Below are 7,001 nucleotides of genomic sequence, written 5' to 3'. Positions count from 1 at the left end.
GCCACCCATTTCGTTGGAAAGAATGGCGGCGTTGGTCAGCCTGCTGCCGGCGTTGATGTGCAACGTTCCGAAGATGCTCTCGAACGTTTGGCTGGTTTCGCCAGGCGGCAGGGTATAGGTCTGCCCCGGGAGCACAACGTTCTGCGCGGTGGCCGGCAGCGCCACCCCAAACAAGAGCCCCCAGGAGGCCAGCACGGCTCTGGCGGGGGTGCCCAAGATTTTCACCACCGCAGGCCGTGTGTGCGCCAGTGCCGTGTCCTCGGCGTGGGCCGCTGAGCCCGCGGCGGCCCCTTGCCGACTTGTGCGCCGCGACTGGCGCCCGCCCTTGCCGCGTCCGCGTGCGCATTCGCAGACGGCCTGCCATATGCCCAGTTGTGTATTGAAAATGACGCGGTGGATGCGGTTCATGGTTTGTCTTCTCGTGCTCTTTGGGTGGGTCTCGCCCCCGCTGCAGCGGAGGCCCGCACGATGATAAGGGGGTGCTTCGTCTTCTGTAGCAGAGACGCCCCTTTACTGTGCGGTGTTTCACGGATCACGCCAGGCCACCGCCCGGGCAGCACAAAAGCGGTGGCCCGCGCCACCCATGGTTTTTCTGGGCTTCATCGAGCCGTGTGGTGTGCCCGCGCAGCTGGGCGCCGGCTTTGAAGTCGCTGTTGGCGTGGGCGCGGCACGCCGTCGCGCACCGTGCCCGTGCTGCGGCTTGCCGCGGCAACCTGTGCGGCAGTGCCGAGTGCGGGTCTGCCCAGGTCCGGCCGCTGGGGGGCCCGTTGCAACTGCCGCTGGCACCGCCGCTGCTGCTGCACGTGCCAGCACCCGCCAACGCCAACGCCAAAGCGCTGGCGCACGCCCAGCGAAGGGCGCAGTGCCCGGCGGGCCGCCGGGTCAGGCTTTGCTGCGGCTCAGCATCAGCTCGGTGTTCAGCTTGCGGTCCGCGTTGACCTTCTGCACCGAGGGCCGCTCGCCCAGGCGCTTGAGGTAGTCGCGCGCTGGTGTGTCGGCCAGCACGTCGCGGCCGTAGATGATTTTGGTGGCGGTGCTCACCAGCGGCAGGTGCACGGCGGCCGCGCAGTCGGCGAGCGTGAACCGATCGCCCGCGATGAAGGGCGCGTACTTCGTGAGCTGGTTGAACGCTGCCACGTTCTTGGTCAGCTGCTGGCCGGTTTTTTCTTTTGCCGCGTCGCTCACCTTGCCGCCGAAGAAGGCCTCGGGGTAGAGGTTGCGCGCCACCAGTTCCAGGTGCAGTTCCAGGTAACGCACCAGCTCGCGCACCTTGGCGGCGGCAAACGGGTCGGCCGGCAGCAGCGGCACCTGCGGGTAGGCGTCTTCCAGGTACTCCAGGATCACGGTGGATTCGGACAGCGCGCCCGCATCGGTCTTCAGGTAGGGCACCTTGCCCAGCGGGCTGCAGGCCTTGTCGGTTTCGCCGATCCAGGCGATCTCTTCGTCGAAGGCCACGCCTTTTTCGAGCAGGGCGAGCTTGACCTTGTTGTAGTAGTTGCTGGCAGAAAAGCCGCTGAGCGTGAGCATGGTGTGTCTCCGTTGGGGTGGTTGTGCAGGCATCCTAGTGGCAGGGCTCTCGCCCGGGCGTCCCGCAGTTGACGCACCCGCTGATAAACTGCCCGCCATGCGTTTCCCCCGCGCCACCCACCGTATTGCCGCCTGGCTGGCCATGCTCGCCATGGTGCTGGGTGCGCTCGCGCCCACGCTGGCGCAGGCGGTGGTGGCCGCACAAGGCGGCCCCGGCTGGATGCAGGTTTGCAGTGCCAGCGGCATGGTCTGGGTGCAGACCGATGCGCAGGGTGATCTGGCCGACATGGACGTCGGCAAGTCCATGGCCGATGCCTCGCGCCATTGCCCCTGGTGCCAGCTGCACGGCGCCGCAGGGCTGCCGCCCGCGCCACTGGCCGTCACCGACCTGGCCGCCCCCACCGCAGCGCCGCTGTGGCGGGCGAGCGTCGACGAGCCCGCCACCTTCTGGCCGGCCGCGCCTTCGCGCGCACCACCCCGGGTCTGACGCACGGCAGCGCCTGCCCCGCGTCGGGCGCACTGTGTCGTCCCGTTCTTGCGCTCCCGTTTTCTTCCTGCCCCGCCGCGTTCTGGCGCGGGCCGGCCGACCCCCTTTGTGAAGCCCTTGAGGCCACTGCCATGAAACACGTTTTTCTCTCTGCCCTGCTCGCCCTCAGCGCCACCGCCTGGGCACAAACCCCCGCCGCCCATGTCGACGTGAAAGAACCCTGGGTGCGCGCCACCGTGGCGCAACAAAAATCCACCGGTGCCTTCATGCAGCTCACGGCCAAGGCCGATGTGCGCGTGGTCGACGCGCGTTCCCCCATCGCCGGCCTGACCCAGATCCACGAGATGGCGATGGAAAAGGACGTGATGCGCATGCGCGAGGTCAAGGGCCTGGCGCTGCCCGCCGGCCAGGCGGTGGAGCTCAAGCCCGGTGGTTACCACGTGATGCTGCTCGACCTCAAAGGCCAGGTGAAGGCCGGCGACGTGGTGCCGCTCACGCTGGTGCTGGAAGACAAGGCCGGCCAGCGTTCGACGCTGGAGATCAAGGCCACGGCGCGCGCGCTGGGTGGCGTGGGTGCGGCCGCCGCACCGGCCGCGGCCGGTGCCGACCACAGCCAGCACAAACACTGAGGCCGCGATGGCAGCCTTTGACAATGCATCCGCTGTCGCGGAGGCGGGGACGCGGCCGTCCCCTGCCGCCGGCTTTCATGCGCTGGCCTGGCGCTGGCACTTTTACGCCGGCCTTTACGTCGTGCCGTTTCTGCTCATGCTGGCCCTCACCGGGCTGGTGATGGTGACCTTCACCGGCTTCCAGACCCGCCTGGGCCCACCGGTCACGGTGGCGGTGAACGAACAAGGCCCGCTGCCGGTGAGCGTGCAGGCGCAGGCGGTGCTCGACATGCGCTCCTCCGCCGCACTGCGCGAGTACATCGCACCGGCCACGCCCGAGCGCGCCAGCTGGTTCGTGGTGTCGCGCGACGGCGTCAACGAAGCGGTGGCGGTGAACCCCTACAACGCCGAGGTGCTGCAGCTGGTGGACAAGGACAACACCTGGTTCGCCTGGGCGCAGAAGGTGCACGGCACGCTGCTGCTGGGTGATGTGGGCGACCGGTTGATCGAGATCGCGGCAGGGTTTGCCATCGTCATGATCGTCACCGGCCTCTACCTCTGGTGGCCACGCGGCGGCACCCGCTGGGCGCGGGTGCTGCTGCCCGACCTGCGGCTCAAGGGCCGGCTGTGGTGGCGCTCGCTGCACGCCAGCCTGGGCTTCTGGCTCAGCGCGGTGCTGCTGGTGTTCCTGCTCACCGGCATGACGTGGACGGGGGTGTGGGGCGCGCAGTTCGTGCAGGCCTGGAACAGCTTCCCGGCCACCAAATGGAACGCCGTGCCCTTGTCGGACGCGAGCCACGCCACGCTCAACACCGGCGGCCAGCACGAGGTGCCCTGGGGTCTGGAGCAGACACCGCTACCGGCCTCGGGTTCGAGCGCCGGCACGGCGGGTGTGCCGGCCGGCCAGGCGGTGGACCTCGACAGCATCGCCACGCTGGCGCAGCAACTCGGCTTCAGCGGCCAGCACCACATCCAGCTGCCGCAGAGCGACACCGGTGTGTTCACCATCTCGGCCGACACCATGAGCGGCGACCTCGGCAGCCCGACACACGACCGCACGGTGCACGTGGACCGCTACAGCGGCCGCGTGCTGGCCGAGGCCGCGTACGCCGACTACCCGCTGCTCGCCAAGGCGATGGCGGTGGGCACCGCGCTGCACCAGGGCGACCTGGGTTTGTGGAACGCGCTGCTCAACGTGCTGTTCTGCGCCGCCGTGGTGCTGCTGTGCGTGAGCGGCATGGTGATGTGGTGGAAGCGCCGCCCGGCGCGTGGCGGCTGGCGCCTGGTGGCCCCGCCCGCGCCGCGGAACCCGGCACTGTGGAAGGGCGGGGCGCTGGTGATGTGTGGTCTGGCGCTGCTCTTCCCGCTCACCGGCGCGGTGCTGCTGGCGGTGTTGCTGGTGGACGGTTTGCTGGTCTCGCGCTGGCCGGCGCTGCAACGCGCGCTGCGCTGACACCCGGCTGGCGGGTGGGGCGGTTCAGGCCGCCGCCGGTGGCGTGCGCAACACGCCCGGCACCGGTGGCGCGCTGGCGCCCGATCCGCGCTCGAAGGTCACCACATGGTCCACCTCGGCGCGGATGCCGATCCACTCGCCCACCGCGTGGTTGTGGTGCGAGGGCACGTGCGTCATCAACACCTCGCCGGTGGCCAGGCGCAGCGTGTAGAGAAACTCCGAACCGCGGAACGCCTTGCGCAGGATCTGCGCCTTCACCGGCGCGTTGTCGTCGTGCACGATGTCGTCGGCGCGCAGCAGCACCTCGCACAGGCCGGCCTCGTAGGCCGAGGGCAGCGGGCACTCTTCCACGTCGTGCAGCGGGCCGAGCGGGGTCTGCACCGTCACGCGGTCGCCCACCATCTGGATCTGCGCCGGCGCGAACACGCCGTGGCCGATGAACTCGGCCACGAAGCGCGTGGCCGGGCGGTGGTAGAGCGCGTAGGCCTCGTCCCACTGGTGCAGCCGGCCCTGGTGCATCACGCCGATGCGGTCGCCGATGGCAAAGGCTTCGAGCTGGTCGTGCGTGACGAACAGCGCCGTGGCACCGGCCGCTTTCAGAATGCCGTGCACCTCGTGCGCGAGGCGCTCGCGCAGGTCCACGTCGAGGTTGGAGAAGGGTTCGTCCAGCAGCAGCAGGCGCGGGCGCGGCGCCAGCGCGCGTGCCAGCGCCACGCGCTGTTGCTGGCCGCCCGAGAGTTCATGGGGCAGGCGCGCCTGCATGCCGGCCAGGCCCACCAGTTGCAGCACCTCGTCAACGCGCGCCGCGCGCTCGGCGGCGGGCAGGCGGTGGATGCCGAAGGCGATGTTGCGGCCGACGTCGAGGTGCGGAAAGAGCGCGTAGTCCTGGAACACCATGCCGATGCGGCGCTGCTCGGCCGGCATGTGGTGTTCGCCGTCGCTGACCGTTTCGCCTTCGAGCACGATGCGGCCACTGCTGGCGCGCTCCAGCCCGGCGACGGCGCGCAGCAGCGTGGTCTTGCCGCAGCCCGAGGGGCCGATCAGCACGCCGATGTCACCGGCCGGCAGGCCCAGCGAAACGCCGTCGACCGCGGCCTGTGCCTGCTCGCCGTAACGGACACTGAGTTGGGATACGTTGAGGAACATGGGAGAGGCTTTGCGCAGGCGGGTTGGGTGGGCTTGCAGGGAGCCGGCGGTGCGGTGCGCGGCAAAACCCGGCCAGGCCAGTCGCCAGATTGTAGATATTTACAATTCTCATTTGTGTTGACGCGGGTCAACGGCCCTTTTTCTGGAACCCCCTGACCATGTTGCGTTGGCTGGCCTCGGCCCTGTTGATCCTGCTCGCTCTGATGCTGACGCTGCCGGTGCTGTCGCTGGGCGCGTCCTGGTTCCAGTTCGACGCCGTGGCGCAGGACGTGTTGAGCCAGATGGCGCAGAGCGTCCTGCCCGACTATGCGTTCACCACGCTGGTGCTGTCGGTCAGCGTGGCGGTGGGCGTGGCGGTGGTCGGCATGGCCACGGCCAGTGCCGTCACCCTGTTCGATTTCCGCGGCCGGCGCTTCTTCGAGTGGGCGCTGCTGCTGCCGCTGGCCATGCCGGCCTATGTGGTGGCCTACGCCTACACCGACTTCCTGCAGTTCAGCGGCCCCTTGCAGGTCTGGCTGCGCGAGACCTTCGGCCTGTCGGGCCGCCTGCTGCCCGAGGTGCGCAGCACGCCGGGCGCGGTCTGGGTCTTCACCTTCTCGCTCTATCCCTACGTCTACCTGCTGGCGCGCACCGCGCTGACCGAGCGAGCCTCGCAGCTGATGGAGGCGGCGCGCCTGCTGGGTGCCCCGCTGGCGCGGCGCATCCGCGAGGTGGCGCTGCCGCTGGCGCGCCCGGCGGTGGCCGCGGGCGTGGCGCTGGCGCTGATGGAGACGCTGGCGGACTTCGGCGTGGCGAGTTACTTCGGCATCCAGACTTTCACCGCCGGCATCTACAAGGCCTGGCTGGCGATGGACATGCCGCTGGCCGCGGCCCAACTGGCCACCATGCTGCTGGGGCTGGTGGCGCTGCTGATGTGGCTGGAGCACCGCGCGCAGCGCCGCCTGCGTTTTGCCACCTTGCGCGGCCAGCGCGCCGGCAGCGCCGAGGCCCAGCCGACGCGGCTGCGCGGTGCGCGCGCGCTGCTCGCGGTGGCGGTGTGTGGCCTGCCGATTGCATTTGGTTTTGTGCTGCCGGTGCTGTTCATGCTGCGCCCGCTGATTGGCGGCTGGGACGACCTGCCCTGGACGGCCTTCCTGCAGTGGTCGCGCAACAGCATCTGGCTGGCCGGCCTGGGCGCGGTGCTGGCGACTGCCATCGCGCTCACGCTGGCCTTCGTGGTGCGGGTCTGGCCGGGGCGGCTCACACGCGGCGTGTCGCAACTCGCCAGCCTGGGTTATGCGGTGCCGGGCGCGGTGATCGTGGTCGGGCTGCTGCTGCCGGTGGGCTGGGTGCAATCGCGCTGGCCCGAGGCCAGTGTGGGTTACTGGGTGACGGCCACGGCACTCGGCATCGTCTGGGCCTACCTGGTGCGCTTCACCGCCGTGGCCTTGCAGTCGCTGCAAAGCGGGTATGCGCGCATTCCGAACAGCCTGGACGACTCGGCGCGCATGCTCGGCGCCACCGGCCTCGGCCTGGCCGCGCGCGTGCACTGGCCGCTGCTGCGGCGCTCCACCGCCGCCGCCGCGCTGCTGGTGTTCGTGGACGTGATGAAGGAGCTGCCCGCCACGCTGGTGCTGCGCCCCTTCAACAGCGACACGCTGGCCGTGGTGACCTACCAGCTGGCGCGCGACGAGCGCCTGGGCGAAGCGGCGCTGCCGGCGCTGACGCTGGTGCTGGTGGGGCTGGTGCCGGTGGTGTTGTTGAGCCGGGCCCTGCGGGCGAGGTAGAGAACACCCCCCTG

7 protein-coding genes are annotated in these 7,001 nt (G+C 69.9%); 4 read left to right on the top strand and 3 right to left on the bottom strand.

What is annotated here, in order from left to right; translation table 11 throughout:
• Together HPA01S_RS22900 and HPA01S_RS22020 are read right to left on the bottom strand one after the other, a co-directional pair.
• On the bottom strand, nucleotides 1-408 hold a 408-nt coding region (locus HPA01S_RS22900; RefSeq protein ID WP_218005372.1), incomplete at its 3' end, for an ESPR domain-containing protein.
• A 474-nt stretch (nucleotides 409-882) separates the two neighbouring features.
• The gene (locus HPA01S_RS22020) at nucleotides 883-1,527 is read right to left on the bottom strand and encodes a glutathione S-transferase family protein (RefSeq protein WP_066273593.1); all 645 of its coding nucleotides are present in this window, start codon (nucleotides 1,525-1,527) and stop codon (nucleotides 883-885) included.
• 97 nt (nucleotides 1,528-1,624) lie between these two features.
• On the opposite strand from HPA01S_RS22020, the gene HPA01S_RS22015 reads away from it, so the two are divergent.
• From HPA01S_RS22015 to HPA01S_RS22005, 3 genes are all read left to right on the top strand, one after another.
• Nucleotides 1,625-2,014, top strand: a complete 390-nt coding sequence (locus HPA01S_RS22015; RefSeq protein ID WP_066273591.1) for a DUF2946 domain-containing protein — start codon at nucleotides 1,625-1,627, stop codon at nucleotides 2,012-2,014.
• Between the two features lie 131 nt (nucleotides 2,015-2,145).
• Complete coding sequence (locus HPA01S_RS22010) at nucleotides 2,146-2,643, top strand: copper chaperone PCu(A)C (RefSeq protein WP_066273589.1); 498 nt, start codon at nucleotides 2,146-2,148, stop codon at nucleotides 2,641-2,643.
• A 7-nt stretch (nucleotides 2,644-2,650) separates the two neighbouring features.
• Entirely contained in the window at nucleotides 2,651-4,075 is a 1,425-nt protein-coding gene (locus HPA01S_RS22005; RefSeq protein ID WP_066273585.1) for a PepSY-associated TM helix domain-containing protein, read from the top strand.
• Nucleotides 4,076-4,099: 24 nt separating this feature from the next.
• On the opposite strand, the gene HPA01S_RS22000 is transcribed toward HPA01S_RS22005, so the two are convergent.
• The gene (locus tag HPA01S_RS22000) at nucleotides 4,100-5,221 is read right to left on the bottom strand and encodes an ABC transporter ATP-binding protein (protein WP_066273583.1); all 1,122 of its coding nucleotides are present in this window, start codon (nucleotides 5,219-5,221) and stop codon (nucleotides 4,100-4,102) included.
• A gap of 158 nt (nucleotides 5,222-5,379) precedes the next feature.
• On the opposite strand from HPA01S_RS22000, the gene HPA01S_RS21995 reads away from it, so the two are divergent.
• On the top strand, nucleotides 5,380-6,987 hold the full coding sequence (locus HPA01S_RS21995) for an ABC transporter permease (protein WP_066273581.1): 1,608 nt from the start codon (nucleotides 5,380-5,382) through the stop codon (nucleotides 6,985-6,987).
• The last annotated feature ends 14 nt before the right edge of the window (nucleotides 6,988-7,001 follow it).

The sequence above is a fragment of the Hydrogenophaga palleronii NBRC 102513 genome (assembly GCF_001571225.1).
Lineage (GTDB): Bacteria > Pseudomonadota > Gammaproteobacteria > Burkholderiales > Burkholderiaceae_C > Hydrogenophaga > Hydrogenophaga palleronii.
The sequence above is the reverse complement of the archived record's forward strand: the minus strand, read 5'-3'. Positions and strand labels throughout refer to the sequence as shown.

Coding starts and splice junctions, on each gene's coding strand:
- HPA01S_RS22015 (WP_066273591.1), top strand. CDS start 1,625: ATGCGTTTCCCCCGCGCCACCCACCGTATTGCCGCCTGGCTGGCCATG.
- HPA01S_RS22000 (WP_066273583.1), bottom strand. CDS start 5,221: ATGTTCCTCAACGTATCCCAACTCAGTGTCCGTTACGGCGAGCAGGCA.
- HPA01S_RS22020 (WP_066273593.1), bottom strand. CDS start 1,527: ATGCTCACGCTCAGCGGCTTTTCTGCCAGCAACTACTACAACAAGGTC.
- HPA01S_RS22005 (WP_066273585.1), top strand. CDS start 2,651: ATGGCAGCCTTTGACAATGCATCCGCTGTCGCGGAGGCGGGGACGCGG.
- HPA01S_RS22010 (WP_066273589.1), top strand. CDS start 2,146: ATGAAACACGTTTTTCTCTCTGCCCTGCTCGCCCTCAGCGCCACCGCC.
- HPA01S_RS21995 (WP_066273581.1), top strand. CDS start 5,380: ATGTTGCGTTGGCTGGCCTCGGCCCTGTTGATCCTGCTCGCTCTGATG.